The 21,403-nt window shown below is 62.8% G+C and carries 22 protein-coding genes and 1 tRNA gene; 19 read left to right on the forward strand and 4 right to left on the reverse strand.

Translation table 11 applies throughout. From position 1 onward, the window contains the following. Positions 1-2,281 (reverse strand): ribonuclease E (gene rne / locus GYA94_RS04200; protein WP_255326898.1); only part of this gene is annotated, 2,281 nt, incomplete at its 3' end. Between the two features lie 801 nt (positions 2,282-3,082). On the opposite strand from rne, the gene rluC reads away from it, so the two are divergent. The 3 genes from rluC to GYA94_RS04215 are packed head-to-tail and all read left to right on the forward strand — an operon-like array spanning position 3,083 to position 5,713. Next, on the forward strand, positions 3,083-4,039 hold the full coding sequence (gene rluC, locus GYA94_RS04205; protein WP_009685075.1) for a 23S rRNA pseudouridine(955/2504/2580) synthase RluC: 957 nt from the start codon (positions 3,083-3,085) through the stop codon (positions 4,037-4,039). Between the two features lie 3 nt (positions 4,040-4,042). Next, complete coding sequence (locus tag GYA94_RS04210; protein WP_054905786.1) at positions 4,043-4,717, forward strand: HAD family hydrolase; 675 nt, start codon at positions 4,043-4,045, stop codon at positions 4,715-4,717. Positions 4,718-4,723: 6 nt separating this feature from the next. Next, positions 4,724-5,713: a S49 family peptidase gene (locus GYA94_RS04215; RefSeq protein ID WP_009685073.1), complete on the forward strand. Its 990-nt coding sequence runs from the start codon at positions 4,724-4,726 to the stop codon at positions 5,711-5,713. A gap of 123 nt (positions 5,714-5,836) precedes the next feature. Here the strand turns inward: GYA94_RS04215 and GYA94_RS04220 are convergent, their stop codons facing one another. Further along, a complete protein-coding gene (locus GYA94_RS04220; RefSeq protein ID WP_161891854.1) occupies positions 5,837-6,415 on the reverse strand; it encodes a Maf family protein in 579 nt (192 codons plus the stop codon). Positions 6,416-6,511: 96 nt separating this feature from the next. Here GYA94_RS04220 and GYA94_RS04225 point away from each other — a divergent pair, with 96 nt between their 5' ends. The 16 genes from GYA94_RS04225 to GYA94_RS04300 all read left to right on the forward strand — a co-directional run bounded on the left by GYA94_RS04225 (position 6,512) and on the right by GYA94_RS04300 (position 19,813). Next, the gene (locus GYA94_RS04225) at positions 6,512-7,039 is read left to right on the forward strand and encodes a YceD family protein (RefSeq protein WP_012313431.1); all 528 of its coding nucleotides are present in this window, start codon (positions 6,512-6,514) and stop codon (positions 7,037-7,039) included. Between the two features lie 13 nt (positions 7,040-7,052). Then, positions 7,053-7,235 carry a 50S ribosomal protein L32 gene (gene rpmF / locus GYA94_RS04230; protein WP_029887079.1) on the forward strand — a complete coding sequence of 61 codons (183 nt, stop codon included), beginning with the start codon at positions 7,053-7,055 and terminating at the stop codon, positions 7,233-7,235. Positions 7,236-7,238: 3 nt separating this feature from the next. Then, positions 7,239-8,249, forward strand: a complete 1,011-nt coding sequence (plsX, locus tag GYA94_RS04235) for a phosphate acyltransferase PlsX (RefSeq protein WP_082416259.1) — start codon at positions 7,239-7,241, stop codon at positions 8,247-8,249. 165 nt (positions 8,250-8,414) lie between these two features. Further along, positions 8,415-9,353 carry an ACP S-malonyltransferase gene (fabD, locus tag GYA94_RS04240; protein WP_082414728.1) on the forward strand — a complete coding sequence of 313 codons (939 nt, stop codon included), beginning with the start codon at positions 8,415-8,417 and terminating at the stop codon, positions 9,351-9,353. Between the two features lie 15 nt (positions 9,354-9,368). Continuing rightward, positions 9,369-10,109 (forward strand): 3-oxoacyl-ACP reductase FabG, encoded by a 741-nt coding sequence (gene fabG / locus GYA94_RS04245; protein WP_110679703.1) that lies wholly within the window; start codon positions 9,369-9,371, stop codon positions 10,107-10,109. 202 nt (positions 10,110-10,311) lie between these two features. Continuing rightward, positions 10,312-10,548: an acyl carrier protein gene (gene acpP, locus GYA94_RS04250; RefSeq protein WP_110679704.1), complete on the forward strand. Its 237-nt coding sequence runs from the start codon at positions 10,312-10,314 to the stop codon at positions 10,546-10,548. Positions 10,549-10,735: 187 nt separating this feature from the next. Next, positions 10,736-11,980 carry a beta-ketoacyl-ACP synthase II gene (gene fabF, locus GYA94_RS04255; RefSeq protein ID WP_009685064.1) on the forward strand — a complete coding sequence of 415 codons (1,245 nt, stop codon included), beginning with the start codon at positions 10,736-10,738 and terminating at the stop codon, positions 11,978-11,980. Then, the gene (gene pabC, locus GYA94_RS04260) at positions 11,980-12,795 is read left to right on the forward strand and encodes an aminodeoxychorismate lyase (RefSeq protein ID WP_110679705.1); all 816 of its coding nucleotides are present in this window, start codon (positions 11,980-11,982) and stop codon (positions 12,793-12,795) included. The genes fabF and pabC overlap by 1 nt, the downstream gene beginning before the upstream one ends. 4 nt (positions 12,796-12,799) lie before the next feature. Beyond that, on the forward strand, positions 12,800-13,984 hold the full coding sequence (gene mltG, locus GYA94_RS04265) for an endolytic transglycosylase MltG (RefSeq protein WP_110679706.1): 1,185 nt from the start codon (positions 12,800-12,802) through the stop codon (positions 13,982-13,984). A gap of 9 nt (positions 13,985-13,993) precedes the next feature. Beyond that, entirely contained in the window at positions 13,994-14,626 is a 633-nt protein-coding gene (gene tmk, locus GYA94_RS04270) for a dTMP kinase (RefSeq protein ID WP_110679707.1), read from the forward strand. Beyond that, positions 14,619-15,605, forward strand: coding sequence for a DNA polymerase III subunit delta' (locus tag GYA94_RS04275; RefSeq protein WP_161891855.1), 987 nt, complete (start codon positions 14,619-14,621; stop codon positions 15,603-15,605). The genes tmk and GYA94_RS04275 overlap by 8 nt, the downstream gene beginning before the upstream one ends. A gap of 30 nt (positions 15,606-15,635) precedes the next feature. After that, positions 15,636-16,418, forward strand: coding sequence for a TatD family hydrolase (locus tag GYA94_RS04280; protein WP_009685057.1), 783 nt, complete (start codon positions 15,636-15,638; stop codon positions 16,416-16,418). A gap of 455 nt (positions 16,419-16,873) precedes the next feature. Further along, positions 16,874-17,509 (forward strand): TetR/AcrR family transcriptional regulator, encoded by a 636-nt coding sequence (locus GYA94_RS04285; protein ID WP_009685056.1) that lies wholly within the window; start codon positions 16,874-16,876, stop codon positions 17,507-17,509. 92 nt (positions 17,510-17,601) lie between these two features. Then, positions 17,602-18,570: a GTP 3',8-cyclase MoaA gene (locus GYA94_RS04290; RefSeq protein WP_054913556.1), complete on the forward strand. Its 969-nt coding sequence runs from the start codon at positions 17,602-17,604 to the stop codon at positions 18,568-18,570. Between the two features lie 66 nt (positions 18,571-18,636). Then, positions 18,637-19,242 carry a DUF4823 domain-containing protein gene (locus GYA94_RS04295; RefSeq protein WP_161891856.1) on the forward strand — a complete coding sequence of 202 codons (606 nt, stop codon included), beginning with the start codon at positions 18,637-18,639 and terminating at the stop codon, positions 19,240-19,242. A 10-nt stretch (positions 19,243-19,252) separates the two neighbouring features. After that, the gene (locus GYA94_RS04300) at positions 19,253-19,813 is read left to right on the forward strand and encodes a DUF1285 domain-containing protein (protein WP_009685053.1); all 561 of its coding nucleotides are present in this window, start codon (positions 19,253-19,255) and stop codon (positions 19,811-19,813) included. An 82-nt stretch (positions 19,814-19,895) separates the two neighbouring features. Here GYA94_RS04300 and GYA94_RS04305 read toward each other — a convergent pair. Beyond that, positions 19,896-19,971: transfer RNA gene (locus GYA94_RS04305), tRNA-Asn, on the reverse strand. Between the two features lie 62 nt (positions 19,972-20,033). Beyond that, the gene (locus tag GYA94_RS04310; protein WP_029887102.1) at positions 20,034-21,230 is read right to left on the reverse strand and encodes an amino acid aminotransferase; all 1,197 of its coding nucleotides are present in this window, start codon (positions 21,228-21,230) and stop codon (positions 20,034-20,036) included. Positions 21,231-21,403: the final 173 nt, after the last annotated feature.

Genomic DNA, 21,403 nt, shown 5'->3' on the forward strand with positions numbered 1-21,403 from the left:
CACGCTCTTCACGCGGGGCACGTTCTTCACGTGGAGCGCGCTCTTCGCGCGGGGCACGTTCTTCACGTGGAGCACGCTCTTCACGCGGGGCGCGTTCTTCACGCGGTGCACGCTCTTCACGGGCTACGCGCTCTTCACGCGGCTGGCGCTCTTCACGCTCGGCTGGCGGAGTGGCATCCAGCGGCTCGCGCAGTTCGCGCACGCGCTCTTCGCCACGGTTGCCACGGCGGTCTTCGCGTGGCTGGCGTGGGGCGCGTTCCTCACGTGGTGCACGCTCTTCGCGTGGTGCGCGCTCTTCACGTGGCGCACGTTCTTCACGCGGGGCGCGCTCTTCGCGTGGCGCACGTTCTTCACGCGCAGCGCGTTCCTCGCGTGGCTGACGCTCTTCGCGTGGTGCGCGTTCGGCACGCTCTTCACGTGGTTTGCGCTCTTCGTCGCGGCGGCCATTGCGGTTGCGGCTTTGCTGACGGCCGTTGCGGCGTTCTTCGTTGCGTGGGCTGCGCTCGGCGGCCGGTTTCTCGGCGGCAGGGGCGACCGGGGCAGCGGCAGGCTCGTCCTTGCCGGCGAACAGGCTGACCAGCGACTTGACCAGGCCCTTGAACAGGCTTGGCTCCGGCGCGCTCGGCGCGGCGGCGGCGGCCGGTGCAGGCTGCTGCTCTTCGGCGGCGGCCGGTACCGGTGCATTGGCGCGGGCCGGGGCGGTTTTCACGGCCGCTTCCTGGCGAACCAGGGTACGGGTGGCAGTCGGTTGTGGTGCTTCTTCGGTTTCGCTGGCGGCGATTTCGTAGCTGGACTGGTTGTTCAGCACTTCCGGGTTGTCGTCGCGCAGGCGCTGGACTTCGAAGTGCGGGGTTTCCAGGTGATCGTTCGGCAGGATGATGATGCGCGCACGGGTGCGCAGCTCGATCTTGGTGATGGAATTACGCTTTTCGTTGAGCAGGAACGCTGCTACCGGGATTGGCACCTGGGCACGCACTTCGGCGGTGCGGTCTTTCAGGGCTTCTTCTTCGATCAGGCGCAAGATGGCCAGCGACAGCGACTCGACGTCACGGATGATGCCGGTGCCGGAGCAGCGTGGGCAGACGATGCCGCTGCTTTCACCCAGCGATGGGCGCAGGCGCTGACGGGACATTTCCAGCAGGCCAAAGCGCGAGATGCGGCCAACCTGCACGCGGGCGCGGTCGGCTTCCAGGCACTCACGCACGCGCTCTTCGACGGCGCGCTGGTTCTTGGCCGGGGTCATGTCGATGAAGTCGATGACGATCAGGCCGCCGATGTCACGCAGGCGCAACTGGCGGGCGATTTCCTCGGCCGCTTCCAGGTTGGTCTGCAGGGCGGTTTCTTCGATGTCGCTGCCTTTGGTGGCGCGCGCCGAGTTGATGTCGATGGACACCAGGGCTTCGGTCGGGTCGATCACGATCGAGCCACCGGACGGCAGGTCGACCACGCGCTGGAAGGCGGTTTCGATCTGGCTTTCGATCTGGAAGCGGTTGAACAGCGGCACGCTGTCTTCGTAGAGCTTGACCTTGCTGGCGTACTGCGGCATCACCTGGCGGATGAAGGTCAGGGCTTCTTCCTGGGCGTCGATGCTGTCGATCAATACTTCGCCGATGTCCTGGCGCAGGTAGTCGCGGATGGCGCGGATGATGACGTTGCTTTCCTGGTAGATCAGGAACGGCGCGGCGCGGTCCAGGGACGCTTCCTTGATGGCGGTCCACAATTGCAGCAGGTAGTCCAGGTCCCACTGCATTTCTTCGCTGCTGCGGCCCAGGCCGGCAGTGCGCACGATCAGGCCCATGTCGCCCGGTACGGTCAGGCCGTTCAAGGCTTCGCGCAGTTCGTTGCGCTCTTCGCCTTCGATGCGGCGCGAGATGCCACCGGCGCGCGGGTTGTTGGGCATCAGTACCAGGTAGCGGCCGGCCAGGCTGATGAAGGTGGTGAGGGCGGCACCTTTGTTGCCACGCTCTTCCTTCTCGACCTGAACGATGACTTCCTGGCCTTCGCTGAGCACTTCCTTGATGTTCACCCGGCCTTCCGGGGTTTTCTTGAAGTATTCGCGGGAGATTTCTTTCAGCGGCAGGAAGCCGTGACGTTCGGAACCGAAGTCGACGAAGGCGGCTTCGAGGCTGGGTTCGATGCGGGTGATCTTGCCTTTGTAGATGTTGGCCTTTTTCTGCTCACGCGCGCCGGACTCGATGTCCAGGTCGTAGAGACGTTGGCCGTCCACCAGGGCTACACGCAACTCTTCGGGTTGAGTTGCGTTAATCAGCATTCTTTTCATGTTGTACCGTCGGTTTCCGGGCTGCCGGAAACGGCGTTCGGCACACACGACGTCTCATGGTCGGTGCCAAGGTGCGCAAAGGGTGGCCGGGCCACCCCCGTGTCGAGCAACGTTCGGCACCAGCCGGTTGCCCAGCCTGCCGTTGTCGCGACGACGCGTCCTGTTTGCTGCGGTGCCAACAAGGCCCCGGTGGCTTCGAATGGGTATCCGAATCAACCAAGCGGGCCTTGTGCACTCAGTCAGGAGGAGGAATCAACCGTCAGCCGTGGACGCCCGGGGGCATCTGTTCAGGACCTTATCCGCTCACCAGCCTTCAATCGGCTGCTGGCCGGACGCGGTGCTACACGGTCCGAGGGCTGTGCATCTCCACCCTGCACGTATCCCTGATAATTCGGGTGCTGCCGCGCGCTGAATCCGCAACGGGTTGCATTTTTCGCCAGCTTCGAATGGGAAGCTGACGCCATTACATGTCCAAGGCTGTTGTTTCCGGAGCATTCGCCTTGCGTTGCGTGGAAGCGACGGGGGCGGGCAGAGCTACAACGAAAAGAATCGGGTAAGCAGGTGAACAACCACACTTGTCGTTTTTTTTCGGTCTTCTCTACACAGCGCTGGTGGCGATTCCAGGCAATTCGGTAAACTGGCGAAAACCCCGTAGGACGGCCTCGCGTCCTGGAGAATTGCGTAGGTCAGCAACCGGCCCAGGGCCTGGTTTTGCTGGCCTGCCACTTTTGGCGGCGTTCGCGACTATAGCAGCAATGATTAAGTGCTTCAATTCCATAAAAAATTGTTATGATTCCCGCCATGACGACCAATACCCCTCCGACTTCCGGCGTACAGCTGATCGAAGTCGCGCCGGAGCTTGCCGGCCAACGCATCGACAATTTCCTCATCACGGCGCTCAAGGGCGTGCCCAAGACGCTGGTCTACCGCATCCTGCGCAAGGGTGAGGTGCGGGTCAACAAGGGCCGCGTGAAACCCGAGTACAAGATCCAGGCCGGCGATATCGTGCGGGTGCCGCCCGTCCGCCTGCCGGAGCGCGACGAGCCGGCACCGGTCGCCCAGGGGCTATTGCAGCGCCTGGAGGCGGCCATCGTCTATGAAGACAAGGCGCTGATCGTGATGAACAAGCCGGCCGGCATCGCCGTGCATGGCGGTAGTGGCCTGAGCTTCGGCGTGATCGAGGCGCTGCGCCAGCTGCGCCCTGACGCCAAGGAGCTGGAGCTGGTGCATCGCCTGGACCGCGACACCTCCGGCCTGCTGATGATCGCCAAGAAGCGCAGCATGTTGCGCCACCTGCATGCGGCGCTGCGCGGTGATGGCGTGGACAAGCGCTACATGGCATTGGTGCGGGGCCACTGGCCCACGGCCAAGAAACAGGTCAACGCGCCCCTGCTCAAAAGCAACCTGCGCTCGGGCGAGCGTATGGTCGAGGTGAACGATGAGGGCAAGGAGGCGCTGACCCTGTTCCGCGTGCTGCGTCGCTTCGGCGATTTCGCCACCATTGTCGAGGCGCGGCCGATCACCGGGCGTACCCACCAGATTCGCGTGCATACCCTGCATGCCGGGCACATGATCGCCGGCGACAACAAATACGGCGACGAAGATTTCAGCCGCGAAATTCGCGAGTTGGGTGGCAAGCGCCTGTTCCTGCACGCCTACGCGCTGACCGTGCCGCTGCCGGACGGTGGCGAGCTCAAGCTTGAAGCGCCGGTGGACGAAGTCTGGGCCAAGACGGTGGAGCGGCTGAGTGCGCCGTGACCTATGAAAAAAGCTTATGAACTGCTGATCTTCGACTGGGACGGCACGCTGGCCGACTCCATCGGGCGCATCGTCGAGTCCATGAACGCGGCTGCCGTGCGTGCCGGTGAGGCGCAACGCAGTGATGATGCGATCAAGGGCATCATCGGCCTGGCCCTGGACGAGGCCATCCATACCCTGTACCCGCACCTGGAGCCCGTTCAGGTCGAAAGCTTCCGTCAGCACTACGCTGATATCTACACCGCCCTGGATCAGCAGCCTTCGCCGCTGTTCGAGGGGGTGAGCGAGTCGCTGGACGCCTTCCGCGCCGAGGGTTACCGCCTGGCGGTGGCCACCGGCAAGGCCCGTCGCGGCCTCGATCGGGTCCTCAAGGCCAACGGCTGGCAGGCGTTTTTCGACATTACCCGCGCCGCTGATGAAACCCGTGGCAAGCCACACCCGCTGATGCTCGAGGAAATTCTCGGCCATTGTGGTGTAGAACCGCAGCGTGCGCTGATGGTCGGAGATTCGGCATTCGACCTGCAAATGGCCAGCAATGCCGGCATGCATTCGGTGGCCGTGGGCTATGGTGCCATGTCGCTACAGGCGCTGGCCGAGTTCGGCCCGCAGGTGTGTATCGAGCATTTTTCCCAGCTGCGCGAGTGGTTGGCTGGGGCCGCAATTCCACTTCCAAGGTAGGTGAGCATGGCAGACGAATGGAAAGCCCCCGAGGCCGAGCCCGGGGAGCGCGAAGAGCGCAAGAGCTGGCAACTGCTGGAAAAGACCCTGTTGGCCAGTGTGCAGGAGCAGCGCCGCTCACGGCGCTGGGGTATTTTTTTCAAGCTGCTGACCTTCGTTTACCTGTTCGGCATCCTGGCGCTGTTCTCGCCGCTGATGGATATGGACAAGGCGGCCTCGCGCGGTGCCAGCCATACCGCACTGGTCGAGGTGCGTGGCGTGATTGCCGACCAGGAGGCGGCCAGCGCAGACAATATCGTGAAGAGCCTGCGTGAGGCCTTCAAAGACAGCAAGACCAAAGCTGTGGTAATGCGCATCAACAGCCCGGGTGGCAGCCCGGTGCAGGCCGGTTACGTGTACGACGAAATCCGCCGCCTGCGTGCCGAATACCCGGCCATCAAGCTGTACGCGGTAATCGCCGACCTGGGAGCGTCCGGTGCCTACTACATTGCCAGTGCCGCAGACGAGATCTACGCCGACAAGGCCAGCCTGGTCGGGTCCATCGGGGTAACGGCGGCCGGCTACGGCTTCGTCGGCACCATGGAAAAGCTGGGTGTCGAGCGCCGCGCCTACACCTCGGGTGAGCACAAGGCGTTCCTTGACCCGTTCTCGCCGGAAAAGCCCGAGGAGACGCGGTTCTGGCAAGGGGTGCTGGACACCACGCACAACCAGTTCATCGCCATGGTCAAGCAGGGCCGCGGCGAGCGCCTGAAAGACAAGGAGCACCCGGAGCTGTTCAGTGGCCTGGTGTGGTCGGGTGAGCAAGCCAAGGCGCTGGGGCTGGTGGATGGGCTGGGCAGTGCCAGTTATGTGGCGCGTGAGATCGTGGGTGAGAAGGAGTTGGTGGACTTCACCGTGCAGGAATCGCCGTTTGACCGCTTCTCCAAGCGGGTCGGGGCCAGTGTGGCTGAGCACCTGGCCATGTGGATGGGCTTCCAGGGGCCACAGCTGCGCTGATTGCCTGTTCTGGCCCCATCGCCGGCAAGCCGGCTCCCACAGGCATCCCACAGTTCTCAAAACTTGTGCAGTACCCGTGGGAGCCGGCTTGCCGGCGATGGGCCGCAAAGCGGCCCCAGGCCCTCAAGGAATCACCACCCCTTCCTTGGTCAGCATGTCCACCAGCCGAATCAACGGTAGCCCGATCAGGCTGGTGGCGTCGCAGCCATGGGTGCTCTGAAACAAACTCACCCCCAACCCCTCCGCCTTGAAGCTGCCAGCGCAGTCCAGCGGCTGCTCCGCCGCGACATAGCGCTCCACCTGCTCGCGGCTCAGTTCGCGCAAGGTCACGGTAAACGCTATGCAATCGACCTGGCATTGGCCGGTGGCGCTGTTAAGCAGTGCCAGCCCGGTCAGGAAGCACACCTGCTGCCCGCTGCACGCCAGCAGTTGTTCGCACGCGCGCTCGAAGGTCTGCGGCTTGCCCAGCACCTGTTCGCCCAGCACCGCCACCTGGTCCGAGCCGATGATCAGGTGCCCGGGGTGGTTGCCCGCCAGCGCCTCGGCCTTCTGCCTGGCCAGGCGCTGCACCAGTTCTGGTGCTGGCTCGCCGGCGTGGCGCTGCTCGTCTATGTCGGGGCTTGCCCAGGTGAAAGGCAGCTGCAGGCGGGCGAGCAGTTCGCGGCGATAGGCAGAGCTGGAAGCCAGTAACAGAGGAAGCATGGTAGACTCCTGATTCAGTTGAACAAATTCTATCACGCACGATGCCGCCTAATTTCCTTTGACAGGGGCGGGGGGCATCCCTATTATGCTGCGCCTATGTTGAATGACCCGATTCCACCTCACGTTGACCCGCGCAAATTAGCCGATCGTGGCGTAACCCTTAACGGTTCGCTGCAGCTCGCTGATTTGGAAAGACTCTGCGACCCGCTTTCCGACAATGTCGGTACGGTGCAGGCGAAGTTCGATTTTGAACGAGATGAACAGCACGTGGTGGTTATCCACAGCGAGCTGGACGTCGAAGTCAAAATGGTTTGCCAGCGTTGTCTTGAGCTGGTCACCCTGCCGATCCATAGCGAATGCACTTACGCTGTGGTGAAGGAGGGTGCGAATACCCAGTCGTTGCCGAAAGGCTATGACGTGCTGGAACTGGGCGAAGATCCTTTGGATCTGCAGGCATTGATCGAGGAGGAGCTTCTGCTCGCCCTGCCAATCGTGCCTGCTCATCATCCGGAAGAATGCCAGCAGCCGGCGGGCGCAGACGAGCCCGAATCGAGCAAGGACGAGGTATCGCGGTCCAACCCGTTCAGTGTTTTGGCGCAGTTAAAGCGTGACCCAAACGTTTAGGAGTTAATCAATTATGGCTGTTCAGCAGAACAAAAAATCCCGCTCTGCCCGTGACATGCGCCGTTCGCACGACGCTCTGTCGGAAAACGCGCTGTCGGTAGACAAGTCCACCGGTGAAGTCCACCTGCGCCACCACGTTTCGCCAGAAGGCGTATACCGTGGTCGCAAAGTGGTCGACAAGGGCGCTGACGAGTAATCCTTGTCCGCTCAGGTCATCGCGATCGACGCAATGGGCGGGGACTTCGGTCCCCGCAGCATTGTTCAGGCTAGCATTGCCTGCCTTTCCGCTACCCCCTCGTTGCACCTGACCCTCGTCGGTCAACCCTCCCTCCTGGAAGATCTTGTCAGCGGCCTTGCGGCTGCGGATCGCGCGCGCCTGCAAATCGTCGCCGCCAGTGAAGTGGTCGGCATGGACGAGCGGCCATCCCAAGTGCTGCGTGGCAAGCCGGACTCGTCCATGCGCATCGCCCTGGAACTGGTGCGTGATGGCAAGGCCCAGGCCTGCGTCAGTGCCGGCAACACTGGCGCGCTGATGGCATTGTCACGCTTCGTGCTCAAGACCCTGCCGGGTATCGACCGCCCGGCCATGGTGGCGGCGATCCCGACCCAGGCCGGTTACTGCCAGTTGCTCGACCTGGGCGCCAATGTCGATTGCAGTGCCGAAAACCTGTACCAGTTCGCCGTGATGGGGTCGGTGGCCGCCCAGGCCCTGGGTGTTCACCGCCCGCGGGTGGCGTTGCTGAACATCGGTACCGAGGACATCAAGGGCAACCAGCAGGTCAAGTTGGCGGCAAGCCTGTTGCACAATGCCCGCGGGCTCAACTATGTGGGCTTTGTCGAAGGTGACGGGCTCTACCGTGGCGAGGCGGATGTGGTGGTGTGCGACGGCTTCGTTGGCAATATTCTGCTCAAGTCCAGCGAGGGCCTGGCCACCATGATCGGTGCGCGGATCGAGCAATTGTTCAAGGGCGGGTTGCTGGCGCGGGCCGCTGGAGCCGTGGCCATGCCCCTGCTCAAGCGCCTGCAGGCCGACCTGGCGCCGGCGCGGCACAATGGCGCGAGTTTCCTGGGTTTGCAGGGTATCGTCATCAAGAGCCATGGCTCTGCGGGCGTTCAGGGGTTCCAGAGTGCCATCCAGCGGGCGTTGATCGAGATTCAGGAGAATCTGCCGCAGCGTTTGCACGGGCGTTTGGAGGACCTGCTGCTTTAGCCTGCGACGGGGCCCGGGCAGGCAAACAAAGACCTTAGGCATATCCCCGATGAAGTGCTTAAATGTGACCGCTTGGTCTGCGTCTTCATCCAAGCTTTCAGATTCCGCGCCTGGCCCAAGGCCTGGCGTACCCTATCCGACGACAAGATCATAAGGGCTTGTTCAATGTCTGCATCTCTCGCATTCGTCTTTCCCGGTCAAGGTTCCCAGTCGCTGGGCATGCTCGCCGAGCTCGGCGCCGAGAAGCCAGTGATCATCGAAACCTTCAAGGAAGCTTCTGAAGCTCTCGGTTACGACCTGTGGAAGCTGGTTCAGGAAGGTCCGGAAGAGCAACTCAACCAGACTGACAAGACGCAGCCGGCGATCCTCGCCGCGTCCATCGCGCTGTGGCGTCTGTGGCTGGAAGAGGGCGGTGCCACGCCAGCTTTCGTGTCCGGTCATAGCCTGGGTGAATACAGCGCCTTGGTCGCTGCCGGCAGCATCAGCCTGAAAGACGCTGTGCGCCTGGTCGAGCGCCGTGGCCAGCTAATGCAGGAAGCGGTACCTGCCGGGCACGGGGCCATGGCCGCCATCCTCGGCCTCGACGACGCTGTGGTCGTGGAGCTGTGCGCCGAAGCGGCTGAAGATGAAGTGGTCAGTGCCGTCAACTTCAACTCGCCAGGGCAGGTGGTCATCGCCGGCAACAAGGCGGCGGTCGACCGCGCCATGGAGCTGTGCAAGGCCAAAGGCGCCAAGCGCGCCCTGCCGCTGGCCGTCAGCGTGCCTTCGCACTGCGCCCTGATGAAGCCGGCTGCCGAGCGCTTTGCCGATGCGGTCAACGCCATCGAGTGGAAGGCCCCGCAGATCCCGGTGGTGCAGAACGTCACCGCCGCCATCGCGGCCGACCTCGATGCCCTCAAGCAGGACCTGCTGGCGCAGCTGTACCAGCCGGTACGCTGGGTTGAGTGCGTGCAGGCCCTGGCGGCCAATGGTGCAGTCAATCTGGTCGAGTGCGGCCCGGGCAAAGTCCTGGCTGGCCTGAACAAGCGTTGCGCCGATGGCGTGACCACTTACAACCTCAATACCCCTGACGCCGTTGCCGCCACCCGCGCGGCACTGGCCTGATTTGGAGAAGCTTGCATGAGCCTGCAAGGTAAAGTTGCACTGGTCACTGGCGCCAGCCGTGGCATTGGCCAGGCCATCGCCCTGGAACTGGGCCGCCAGGGCGCAACCGTGATTGGTACCGCCACTTCGGCCTCCGGCGCCGAGCGTATCGCCACCACCCTGAAAGAGCACGGTATCACCGGCACCGGCATGGAACTGAACGTGACCAGCGCCGAGTCGGTTGACGCGGTACTGGCTGCCATTGGCGAGCAGTTCGGCGCCCCGGCCATTCTGGTCAACAACGCCGGCATCACCCGGGACAACCTCATGCTGCGCATGAAAGACGACGAATGGTTCGACGTGATCGACACCAACCTGAACAGCCTCTACCGTCTGTCCAAGGGCGTGCTGCGTGGCATGACCAAGGCCCGTTGGGGTCGTATCATCAGCATCGGCTCGGTCGTCGGTGCCATGGGTAACGCTGGCCAGGCCAACTATGCGGCTGCCAAGGCCGGGCTGGAAGGCTTCAGCCGCGCCCTGGCGCGTGAAGTCGGTTCGCGTGGCATTACCGTCAACTCGGTGACCCCTGGTTTCATCGATACCGACATGACCCGCGAACTGCCTGAAGCGCAGCGCGAAGCCCTGCAAACCCAGATTCCACTGGGCCGCCTGGGGCAGGCCGACGAAATTGCCAAGGTGGTTTCGTTCCTGGCTTCGGACGGTGCAGCCTATGTAACCGGTGCAACCGTGCCGGTCAACGGCGGGATGTACATGTAACCCTGCAACTCAATGTGACGGATTTCGTAAAAAAAGAGTCATACTGCGAGCCTAAAATCCGTTATAAAGCTGCAATCAGATTCCAGACAGCGGGTGCGGTGACTAGCCTGAAGGCAGGTTCAGCTTGAAAAGCGAACGTCTTTCTATAAAATTAGCCACCGGCCAGCTGCCTGCATATATCCATTAGGAGTGAAAACTAGGTATGAGCACCATCGAAGAACGCGTCAAGAATATCGTCGCCGAGCAACTGGGCGTCAAGGCAGAAGAAGTGACTGCTGAGAAGTCCTTCGTGGATGACCTGGGTGCCGATTCGCTTGACACCGTTGAACTGGTGATGGCTCTGGAAGAGGAATTCGAGACCGAAATCCCTGACGAAGAAGCCGAGAAGATCACTACCGTTCAAGCTGCTATCGACTACGTCAAGAACCACCAGGCTTAAGACGTTACCGTCGACGCTACTTGTCGGGGAAAACCGCACTGCCTTCGCTGGCGTGCGGTTTTTTCTTTGCGAGCGCCGCGTATTGTCCAGGCCGCCTCGTTCACCGCGCACCAAGAGCCTGTTGCCATTTCATTCCAGCGCTTGAATGCAATGCCAAGAGACTCTGTTATTAGAAAAGGAGAGTACTGTGTCGCGTAGACGCGTCGTGGTCACCGGTATGGGTATGCTGTCGCCACTGGGTACCGATGTACCGAGCACCTGGCAGGGCATTCTGGCTGGCCGCAGTGGCATCGGTCCGATCGAACACACGGACCTGTCTGCCTACTCCACCCGTTTTGGCGGCTCGGTGAAAGGCTTCGAGGTGGAGCAGTACCTGTCGGCCAAAGAGGCCCGCAAACTCGACCTGTTCATCCAGTACGGCCTGGCGGCCGGGTTCCAGGCGGTGCGTAATGCCGGCCTGGAAGTCACCGACGCCAACCGCGAGCGCATCGGCGTGGCCATGGGGTCGGGGATCGGTGGCCTGACCAACATCGAAGAAACCAGCCGCACCCTGCATGACTCGGGGCCGCGTCGCATTTCGCCATTCTTCGTGCCGGGCTCGATCATCAACATGATCTCGGGTTTCCTGTCGATCCACCTGGGCCTGCAGGGCCCCAACTACGCCATTGCCACGGCCTGCACCACCGGCACCCATTGCATCGGCATGGCCGCGCGCAATATCGCCTACGGTGAAGCCGACGTAATGATTGCCGGCGGCGCCGAAATGGCCGCTTGCGGGCTGGGCATGGGTGGCTTCGGTGCTTCGCGCGCGCTGTCCACCCGCAACGACGAGCCTGCCCGCGCCAGCCGCCCATGGGACAAAGGCCGCGACGGTTTCGTGCTGTCCGACGGTGCCGGTGCCTTGGTGCTCGAAGAACTGGAGCATGCCCAGGCCCGTGGGGCGACCATCTATGCCGAGTTGATCGGTTTTGGCATGAGCGGCGACGCCTATCACATGACCTCGCCACCAGACTCCGGTGAAGGCGCTGCGCGCTGCATGGCCAACGCCCTGCGCGATGCTGGCATCCAGCCGGAACACGTGAGCTACATCAACGCCCATGGCACTTCGACCCCCGCGGGCGACATTGCCGAGGTGGCGGCGATCAAGCGCGTATTCGGCGACCACGCCTACAAGCTGGCAGTCAGCTCGACCAAGTCGATGACCGGCCACCTGCTGGGGGCGGCTGGCGCGGTAGAAGCGATCTTCAGTGTGCTGGCGATCAACAGCCAGATGGCGCCCCCGACCATTAACCTGGACGAACCGGACGAGGGTTGCGACCTGGACTTCGTGCCGCACCAGGCGCGCAGCATGCCGATCGATGTGGTGTTGTCGAACTCGTTCGGCTTTGGTGGCACCAACGGCTCGCTGGTGTTCCGCCGGTTCGCCGGTTGATGCTCAGCTGGATCGACGGCCAGCCCGCGACTGCGCTCAATCTGCAGAACCGCGGGCTGGCTTACGGCGATGGTCTTTTCGAAACCATCGCCGTTCGGCATGGCCGGCCCAGCCTTCTGGATGGCCATCTCGCTCGCCTGGCGCTGGGTTGCCAGCGGCTGGCGATTGGCGCCGACCTGGCGCAGGTGCGTGAGGAATTGCTGCGCTACGCCGGCCAGCTCGGCGACGGGGTAGCCAAACTCATCCTCACCCGTGGCGACAGCCAGCGTGGTTACGCGCCGGTTGCCGATGCCGTGCCCCGGCGTATCCTGCAGGGCGGCCCATTACCCAGCTATCCTGTTGCCCATGCCGAGCAGGGCGTACGCTTGTTCCCCTGCCAGACACGGCTTGGGGAACAACCGTTGCTGGCCGGGCTCAAACACCTCAACCGCCTTGAGCAGGTGCTGGCCCGTGCCGAATGGCAGGACAGTGACCATGCCGAGGGCCTGATGTGTGACGGGCAAGGCCGGGTGATCGAAGGGGTATACAGCAATCTGTTCCTGGTGCGCGACGGCGTGCTTTTTACTGCCGACCTCAGCCGTTGTGGCGTGGCCGGGGTCATGCGCGGTGCCTTGCTCGAACAGGCGCGCTTGCAGGGTATTACGGCCAACGTCTGCGACCTGCCGTATGGTGCGCTGGAGCAGGCCGATGAAGTATTTGTTTGCAACAGCGTCTATGGCGTGTGGCCCGTGCGCGGGCTTGCCGCGTTAAACTGGTCGCCGGGCCCGCTTACCCGAAAACTGCAGGCCGTTGCCCGTACGTTACTGGAAACCTGAATTCGTGAGACGTAAATTCCTGCTGCTGCTGGAAATGGGTCTGATCCTCGCCGGTCTGGCGCTAGGCTGGTCGGCCTGGAAAATCAACTCGGTCCTGGAGCAGCCACTGCATGTCACGCAGGAACGCCTGCTCGACGTGCCCAATGGCACCACCCCCAACCGCATGTTCTACCGCATGCAAACCGAAGGGCTGCTCGACGACGCCGTCTGGTTGCGCCTGTACTGGCGTTTCAACATGGCCGGTACCCCGCTGCACACCGGCGAATACCGCCTCACCCCTGGCATGACCGTCGAGCAACTGTTCGACGCCTGGCGCCGGGGCGACGTGGTGCAATACAACCTGACCCTGGTCGAGGGCTGGACTTTCCGCCAGCTGCGCGCGGCCGTGGCCAAGCATGAAAAGCTCAAGCACACCCTGGATGGCCTGTCGGACGCCGAGGTCATGGACAAACTCGGCCATACCGGTGTGTTCCCTGAGGGCAGGTTCTTCCCCGATACCTACCGCTTCGTGCGCGGCATGAGCGACGTCGAATTGCTGCAGCAGGCCTACATGCGCCTGGAAGAAGTGCTGGCCAAGGAATGGGCCGAGCGCGCCACCGACCTGCCGTACCGCGATCCCTACCAGGCGCTGATCATGGCTTCGCTGGTGGAGAAGGAAACCGGCATCCCCCAAGAGCGCGGGCAGATCGCCGGGGTGTTCGTGCGGCGTTTGCGCCTGGGCATGATGCTGCAGACCGATCCGACGGTTATCTACGGGATGGGTGAGCGCTATAACGGCAAGATCACCCGTGCCGACCTGCGTGAGCCTACGCCCTACAATACCTACACCATCACTGGCCTGCCGCCCACGCCGATAGCCATGGTCGGCCGCGAGGCGATTCACGCGGCGCTTAACCCGGCCGATGGCACCAGCCTGTACTTCGTCGCCCGTGGCGACGGCAGCCATGTGTTCTCCGACGACCTCAACGATCACAACTCGGCGGTGCGGGAGTTTCAGCTCAAGCGGCGGGCAGACTATCGCTCCAGCCCCGCGCCGCAGCAGCCGGCAAAGCCGGGCGCCGACGACGCTGCGCCAGCCGCCGGCGAAGAGCAGCCGGTACCCGATGAGCCAGCTGCGCAGCCGGCGCCGGCCGCTCCCGCCGGTGATGCCCAGGCGGCCGAGCCGGCAACGCCTGACGAACAAGATTAAGGACTGCCTGTGAGCGGCTTGTTTATTACTTTGGAAGGCCCCGAAGGCGCGGGCAAAAGCACCAACCGCGACTACCTGGCGGCGCGCTTGCGCGAGCATGGCCTGGATGTGGTGCTGACCCGTGAGCCAGGTGGCACGCCGCTGGCCGAGAAGGTGCGTGAGCTGCTACTGGCCCCCAGCGATGAACCCATGGCAGCCGACACCGAACTGCTGCTGGTGTTCGCTGCCCGCGCCCAGCACCTGGCCCAGGTGATCCGCCCGGCGCTGGCCCGTGGCGCTGTGGTGTTGTGCGACCGGTTTACCGATGCCACGTATGCCTACCAGGGCGGCGGCCGCGGCCTGTCGGTCGAGCGTATCGCCACCCTGGAGCAATTCGTCCAGGGCGACCTTCGCCCGCAGCTGACCCTGGTGTTCGACCTGCCGGTCGAAGTCGGTTTGGCCCGTGCCGCTGCGCGCGGTCGCCTCGACCGCTTCGAGCAGGAAGGCCAGGCGTTTTTCCAGGCTGTGCGCCAGGCCTACCTGCAGCGCGCCCAGCGCGAACCGCAGCGTTACAGCCTGCTGGATGCCGCACAGCCGCTCGCGGCCGTGCAGCGTGCTATCGATGCGCTGTTGCCGGCCATCGTGGAGCGTTGCCGTGGCTGAGGCCTACCCATGGCAGCAGGCGCTCTGGCAGCAATTGGCCGGGCGCGGTCAGCATGCCCATGCCTACCTGCTGCACGGGCCGCAGGGCATTGGCAAGCGGGCCATGGCCGAGCGCCTGATGGCCCGCCTGTTGTGCCAGCAGCCGCAAGGCCTGGATGCCTGCGGCACCTGCAAGTCCTGCCTGCTGCTGAAGGCCGGTAGCCACCCTGACAACTACATCCTTGAGCCCGAAGAGGCCGATAAGCCGATCAAGGTCGACCAGGTCCGTGAGCTGGTGGCCTTCGTGGTGCAGACGGCGCAGTTGGGTGGGCGCAAGGTGGTGTTGATCGAGCCGGTCGAAGCCATGAACGTCAATGCTTCCAACGCACTGTTGAAAAGCCTTGAGGAGCCTTCCGGCGACACCGTGTTGCTGCTGGTCACGCACCAGCCCAGCCGGCTGCTGCCGACCATCAAGAGCCGTTGTCAGCAGGTAGCCTGCCCCCAGCCAAACCTGGCCCAGAGCCAGGCCTGGTTGGCCGCGGCGTTGCCTGATATGGACGAGGCCGAGCGCGACGAATTGCTGAGTTTGGCCGCCGGCTCGCCGCTGATGGCGATCAGCCTGCAGGCGCAGGGTGTGCGTGAGCAGCGTGCGCTGGTTACTGACGGGGTGAAGAAGTTGCTCAAGCAACAGCAATCGCCCAGCCAGCTGGCTGAAGCCTGGAAGGCTGTGCCGATGTTGAGGGTATTCGACTGGTTCTGCGAATGGGCGCACCTCATTCTGCGCTACCAGTTGACCCAGGACGAGGAGGGGTTAGGCTTGGCCGATATGCGCAAGGTGGTGCAGTACCTGGCGCAGAAAAGCCGCCAGGCCAAGGTGCTGGAGGTGCAGGCGTGGATCCTCGAACAGCGCCAGAAGGTGCTGGGTAAGGCCAACCTCAATCAAACCCTGTTGCTCGAATCGCTGCTGGCTCATTGGCTGCAACTGCCGGGCGCCCGCTGATTTCCCATTTTCCATGTGTGCCGCTATCCCATGCTCGTAGACTCCCATTGCCACCTTGACCGTCTTGACCTCAGTGCCCATCAGGGCTCGCTCGATGCTGCGCTGCAGGCGGCGCGTGATCGCGGTGTGGGGCATTTCCTGTGCATCGGCGTCAGTGCCGAAAACGCCGGCGCGGTAAAGGCGTTGAGCGAGCAGTACGCGGATGTCGACTGCTCGGTCGGTGTACACCCGCTGGACCTGGCGCCGGGCGAAACCCCGGCGCTGGAATGGCTACTGCGCGAACTGGCCCACCCGCATGTGGTGGCCATTGGCGAAACCGGGCTGGATTACCACTACGAGCCAGAAGCCGCTGAATTGCAGCAGGCCTCGTTCCGCCTGCACCTGGAGGCTTCGCGGCAGACCGGCAAGCCAGTGATCGTGCATACCCGGGCGGCGCGTGCCGATACCCTGGCACTGCTGCGCGAGGCCAATCTGCCGCAGGCTGGCGTGCTGCACTGCTTTACCGAAGACTGGGACATGGCCAAGGCGGCGCTGGACCTGGGCTATTACATATCGCTGTCTGGCATCGTTACCTTCCGCAATGCCGATGCCCTGCGGGAGGTGGCGCGGCAAGTGCCGGTCGACCGTTTGTTGGTAGAGACCGATTCGCCGTACCTGGCGCCAATTCCGTATCGCGGCAAGCCGAACCTGCCGCAATATGTACGGGAAGTGGCGGAGTATGTGGCTTCGCTGCGCGGGGCCAGTTATGGGCAATTGGCTGAGCAGACAACGGCTAACTTCAAGCGGTTGTTTCCGTTGGCGCGGGTGGGTTGATTCATTGGCGTTGAAGGTTGTGTGAGGGCCATGAGGTGCCTACCACAACAAATTCAGCGCCTGTGAGATCGAACACTTGCGCCCCTCATACCATCCCCAAAACCCCACCTCCAACGCATATCCGCCGCAAACACCCAAAAAAAACCCGGGTTCTGGGGGAGGAATCCGGGTTAAGACCATTAGGAGTAAAACAAAGGTACGCGGTCCCTGAGCACCTTTATCGGCGCGCCGCTAGGGGGGATGCGCCGCGCCAACACTTCTAGTATTGGCCAGGTTTGGCGGCCTGCCAGTGGCTATTGGTCGTTTTTTAAACAGATTTGGAATACGGCCGCGTCTGGTTCCTCCCGCAGCGTATGGTCGAGAGCATTCTGAAACACAGCCATGCTCGGAAGATCCGTGCAATTTCCCGCAAGTTAGGCATAATAAACCGCTTCGATTGTCATCCAGTCCTTCCCATGCAGAAAGAACCTCGTAAGGTCCGTGAGTTTCGCCGTCGCGAACAGGAAATCCTCGATACCGCGCTCAAGCTGTTTCTCGAGCAAGGTGAAGACAGCGTCACCGTCGAGATGATCGCCGACGCCGTGGGCATCGGCAAAGGCACGATCTACAAGCACTTCAAGTCCAAGGCCGAAATCTACCTGCGCCTGATGCTTGACTACGAGCGCGACCTGAACGGGTTGCTGCACTCGGCCGACGTCGACCGTGACAAAGAGGCCCTGTCGCGTGCCTATTTCGAATTCCGCATGCGTGACCCTCAGCGTTACCGGCTGTTCGACCGCCTGGAAGAAAAGGTGGTCAAGGGCAATCAGGTGCCGGAAATGGTCGAACAGTTGCACAGCATCCGCGCTTCCAACTTCGACCGCCTCACCCAGCTGATCAAGGGCCGCATCAGCGAAGGCAAGCTCGAAGACGTGCCTCCTTACTTCCATTACTGCGCCGCCTGGGCACTGGTGCATGGCGCCGTTGCGCTGTACCACTCACCGTTCTGGAGCAATGTGCTGGAAGATCAGGAAGGCTTCTTCCAGTTCCTGATGGACATTGGCGTGCGCATGGGCAACAAGCGCAAGCGCGACCCGGAACCGTCCCACTGAGCTACGCCCCGCCGGCTATGCGTACAGGGCTTGCAAAAACCTGATTTATGAGTCAGCTTTTGCCGGCCCCTTTACCCATGCCGGAGTCATCCATGATCGTCGATCGTCAAGGCAGGCGGTTTCGCAACCTGCGTGTCAGCCTGACGGCTGCCTGCAATTACGCCTGTACCTATTGCGTGCCCGACGGCAAGCGCCTGGTGGCGGCGCAGGATGAGCTTTCGGCAGACGCACTGGCGCGTGGCGTGGCCTACCTGATTGAAGCAGCCGGCATCGAGCGCTTGCGTATCACCGGTGGGGAACCGCTGGTCAGTCCGCGCCTGGAGGCCTTTCTCGCCGCGGTGGCCAAACTCGGCCTCGAGGATATTTCGCTGACCACCAATGGTCAGCTGCTGGGCCGTAAGTTGCCACAATTGCAGGCAGCCGGAATTCGCCGGCTGAATGTTTCGCTCGACACCCTGGACCCGTTGGCGTTTCGCCAGATCGCCCGCGGCGGCGACCTGGCCACGGTGCTGGCGGCGATGGAGCGGGCCCGCGCCATGGGCATGCAGATCAAAGTGAACATGGTGCCGATGCGCGGGCAAAACCTCGACCAGGTGCTGCCGTTGCTGGATTACTGCATGGCGCGTGGCTTTGAGTTGCGTTTCATCGAACTGATGCGCATGGGCCACCTGGCGCGTGATCACTCTGCTTTCCTGCGGCAATTTGTCAGCCTCGATGACCTGCTCACGCTGATCGGCGGTCAGCACGCCTTCGCCCGTGTCGCTGCGCCGGTGGACGCCACCGCCATGCGCTATCAGATCCCCGGCAAGGGGCACTTCGGCGTCATCGCCAATGAGAGCGTGCCGTTCTGCCGGACGTGCTCGCGGCTACGGCTGTCGTCCACAGGTTGGCTGCATGGCTGCCTGTCGTCGGGCAATCGTCATTTCGTTGGCGACCTTCTGGAGAAACCACGTCACCAAGCCTTGCCGGCGCTGCAGCGGTTACTGGTCAAGGCGCTGGCAGACAAACAGGCCTTGGCGTTTTCCGGCGGCGTGACGGTGATGAAGGTAATCGGCGGCTGAAGCTGGCGCAAAAGCTGCATCCGCCGGCTATTCGCCGGTTTTTCGTCGCCGGTCACTGGAGGAAAGATGCGTAGCCTGGTCTTGCTGCTGGCGCTGATGGCGTTGGGCGGTTGCATGAATGTCAGCGATATGGGCGAGGGCGTCCGCTATCACATGAGCGACGCAGGGCTGCTGGACCATAGCGAAACCCGGCGCACGCTGTCGATTCGCCTGCAGCCCGACTCGTTCATCTTCATAGGGCAGGGCGCATTCGTGCCGCCTGGCAAGGGCTCGGTACCCCGGCAGAATGCAGTGGCCGAGCAGGCGTTCAATAGTTTCGTCGAATATTTCCCGCTGGTGCGCCGCGCCCAAGGCCCGCTGGGCCTGGAAGAGGCCATTGCGCAGGCCCGTTCGGTCGGTGCCGACTATGTGCTGTATACCCGCTTCGCCCGCACCGACGACCGCATCGGCAATGGTGACGAGTGGTACGATGAGCAAGCCGTCGACCGCCTGGGCTGGGACAGCGGCGTGGTGCAGATGATGCTGATAGAAACCAATACCCGTTACCTGATCGATACCGCTCGCATCAAGAGCCGTGGCGGTTTGTTGACGTTCCACGACAAAACCCCCGAGGATTTGCTTGCCGCACCGATGCGCGAGTACGCTCGTAGCCTTCTGGGCATGAGTGAGTGAGGCGAGTGTGATGAGCGACACCGGTAAGGCCAACGACCTGCTGGCGCAGATCCCCAAGGCCAAGGGCCTGCCACCGGTCCACCTGTGGAACCCCGATTTCTGCGGTGACATCGACATGCGTATCGCCCGCGATGGCACCTGGTATTACCTGGGCACGCCCATCGGCCGCAAACCGATGGTGCGGCTGTTCTCGACCATCCTGCGCCGCGATGGTGACGATTACTTCCTGATTACCCCGGTGGAAAAGGTGGGCATCCAGGTAGACGATGCGCCGTTCGTGGCAGTGGCGCTGGAGGTGCAAGGGCAGGGCGAGCAGCAGGTGCTGCGCTTTACCAGCAATGTCGAGGATCAGGTCGAGGCCGGCCCGGCCAATCCGCTACGGGTAGTCACCGATCCGGTGACGCAAGCGCCGTCGCCGTACGTGCTGATGCGCAGCAACCTCGAGGCATTGATACACCGCAATGTGTTCTACCAGATGGTGGAGTTGGCGGTGCCGCGCGAGATCGATGGTGAGCAATGGCTGGGCGTTTGGAGCGGTGGCGAGTTCTACCCGATTGGGCGCAGCAGCTGATTGCATTGTGCGTGCGTCGCCGGCTTCGCAGCAAACGAAAAAGCCCCCGGCTGCTTTGACAGCCGGGGGCTTTTTCAATGTTTGGCTCCGCGACCTGGACTCGAACCAGGGACCCAATGATTAACAGTCATTTGCTCTACCGACTGAGCTATCGCGGAATCTGCGCACATCATACCGATCGCCAGGGGGAAGTCAAGCCACCCCCTGCCAAATCAAGCAGTTACAACACTTGCACGATCGCCTTGGTGACGACATGGATGTTGCTCTGGTTCAGCGCAGCCACAGCGATGCGGCCAGTGTCCAGCGCATAGATGCCAAAGTCGTTCTTCAACCGGGCGACCTGCTCTACGCTCAGGCCCGAGTAGGAGAACATGCCGACCTGGCGACCGACGAAGCTGAAATCGCGGTTGGCACCGTATTCGGCCAACAGCGCGACCATCTGCTTGCGCATGCCGTGGATGCGCTCGCGCATCTCGGCCAGTTCGGTTTCCCACATCTGGCGCAGCTCGGCGCTGTTCAGCACGGTAGCAACGATGGTTGCGCCGTGGGTAGGCGGGTTGGAATAGGTGGTGCGGATCACGCGCTTGACCTGCGACAGTACGCGGGTGCTCTCGTCTTTGGAGGCGGTAACCACCGACAGCGCACCCACGCGCTCGCCGTACAGCGAGAACGACTTGGAGAATGAGCTGGATACGAAGAACTCCAGGCCCGACTCGGCGAACAGGCGGACCGCGAAGGCGTCCTCGGCAATACCGTCGCCAAAGCCTTGGTAGGCCATGTCGAGGAACGGCACGTGGCCTTTGGCCTTGACCACTTCCAGCACGTTTTTCCAGTCGTCCAGGCTCAGGTCGACGCCCGTCGGGTTGTGGCAGCAGGCGTGCAGCACCACGATCGAGCCGGAGGGCAGGGCGTTGAGGTCTTCGAGCATGCCGGCGCGGTTGACGTCGTTGCTCGGGGCGTCGTAGTAGCGGTAGGTCTGCACCGGGAAACCGGCCGACTCGAACAGGGCGCGGTGGTTTTCCCAGCTCGGGTCGCTGATGGCCACCACGGCGTTTGGCGAGATCCGCTTGAGGAAGTCGGCACCGATTTTCAGTGCGCCAGTACCACCGACGGCCTGCACGGTGACCACGCGGCCGGCGGCCAGCAGTGGCGATTCGGCACCGAACAGCAGCTTTTGCACGGCCTGGTCGTAGGTGGCGATACCATCGATCGGCAGGTAGCCGCGCGAGGCATGCTGGGCTGCACGCTGGGTCTCGGCTTCGATCACGGCGCGCAGCAGCGGAATGCGGCCTTCCTCATTGCAGTACACGCCAACACCCAGGTTGACCTTGTCGGTACGTGGGTCGGCATTGAATGCTTCGTTGAGGCCCAGGATAGGGTCGCGGGGTGCCAGCTCGACAGCGGAAAACAGGCTCATTGTTACTTCGGCTCTGATTGGAGAGTGATAGGGCGTACACGCTCCAGCCGAATGCACTGAAGCGGTGCACAAACGGGGAGTCAGTATAGTGATACCGACCGGTGACCGCGACACTCTGGCGCGGCTTTTCCGGGTATTTGCGCAAATATTTTTTGACCATCGGTCTGATTGCC

The sequence above is a fragment of the Pseudomonas juntendi genome (assembly GCF_009932375.1).
GTDB lineage: Bacteria > Pseudomonadota > Gammaproteobacteria > Pseudomonadales > Pseudomonadaceae > Aquipseudomonas > Aquipseudomonas juntendi.

What these genes read in the sequence shown, in the direction of transcription:
- rluC (WP_009685075.1), top strand. Translation starts at nt 3,083, where the DNA reads ATGACGACCAATACCCCTCCGACTTCCGGCGTACAGCTGATCGAAGTC.
- GYA94_RS04210 (WP_054905786.1), top strand. Translation starts at nt 4,043, where the DNA reads ATGAAAAAAGCTTATGAACTGCTGATCTTCGACTGGGACGGCACGCTG.
- GYA94_RS04215 (WP_009685073.1), top strand. Translation starts at nt 4,724, where the DNA reads ATGGCAGACGAATGGAAAGCCCCCGAGGCCGAGCCCGGGGAGCGCGAA.
- GYA94_RS04220 (WP_161891854.1), bottom strand. Translation starts at nt 6,415, where the DNA reads ATGCTTCCTCTGTTACTGGCTTCCAGCTCTGCCTATCGCCGCGAACTG.
- GYA94_RS04225 (WP_012313431.1), top strand. Translation starts at nt 6,512, where the DNA reads ATGTTGAATGACCCGATTCCACCTCACGTTGACCCGCGCAAATTAGCC.
- rpmF (WP_029887079.1), top strand. Translation starts at nt 7,053, where the DNA reads ATGGCTGTTCAGCAGAACAAAAAATCCCGCTCTGCCCGTGACATGCGC.
- fabD (WP_082414728.1), top strand. Translation starts at nt 8,415, where the DNA reads ATGTCTGCATCTCTCGCATTCGTCTTTCCCGGTCAAGGTTCCCAGTCG.
- fabG (WP_110679703.1), top strand. Translation starts at nt 9,369, where the DNA reads ATGAGCCTGCAAGGTAAAGTTGCACTGGTCACTGGCGCCAGCCGTGGC.
- acpP (WP_110679704.1), top strand. Translation starts at nt 10,312, where the DNA reads ATGAGCACCATCGAAGAACGCGTCAAGAATATCGTCGCCGAGCAACTG.
- pabC (WP_110679705.1), top strand. Translation starts at nt 11,980, where the DNA reads ATGCTCAGCTGGATCGACGGCCAGCCCGCGACTGCGCTCAATCTGCAG.
- GYA94_RS04280 (WP_009685057.1), top strand. Translation starts at nt 15,636, where the DNA reads ATGCTCGTAGACTCCCATTGCCACCTTGACCGTCTTGACCTCAGTGCC.
- GYA94_RS04285 (WP_009685056.1), top strand. Translation starts at nt 16,874, where the DNA reads ATGCAGAAAGAACCTCGTAAGGTCCGTGAGTTTCGCCGTCGCGAACAG.
- GYA94_RS04290 (WP_054913556.1), top strand. Translation starts at nt 17,602, where the DNA reads ATGATCGTCGATCGTCAAGGCAGGCGGTTTCGCAACCTGCGTGTCAGC.
- GYA94_RS04295 (WP_161891856.1), top strand. Translation starts at nt 18,637, where the DNA reads ATGCGTAGCCTGGTCTTGCTGCTGGCGCTGATGGCGTTGGGCGGTTGC.
- GYA94_RS04300 (WP_009685053.1), top strand. Translation starts at nt 19,253, where the DNA reads ATGAGCGACACCGGTAAGGCCAACGACCTGCTGGCGCAGATCCCCAAG.
- GYA94_RS04310 (WP_029887102.1), bottom strand. Translation starts at nt 21,230, where the DNA reads ATGAGCCTGTTTTCCGCTGTCGAGCTGGCACCCCGCGACCCTATCCTG.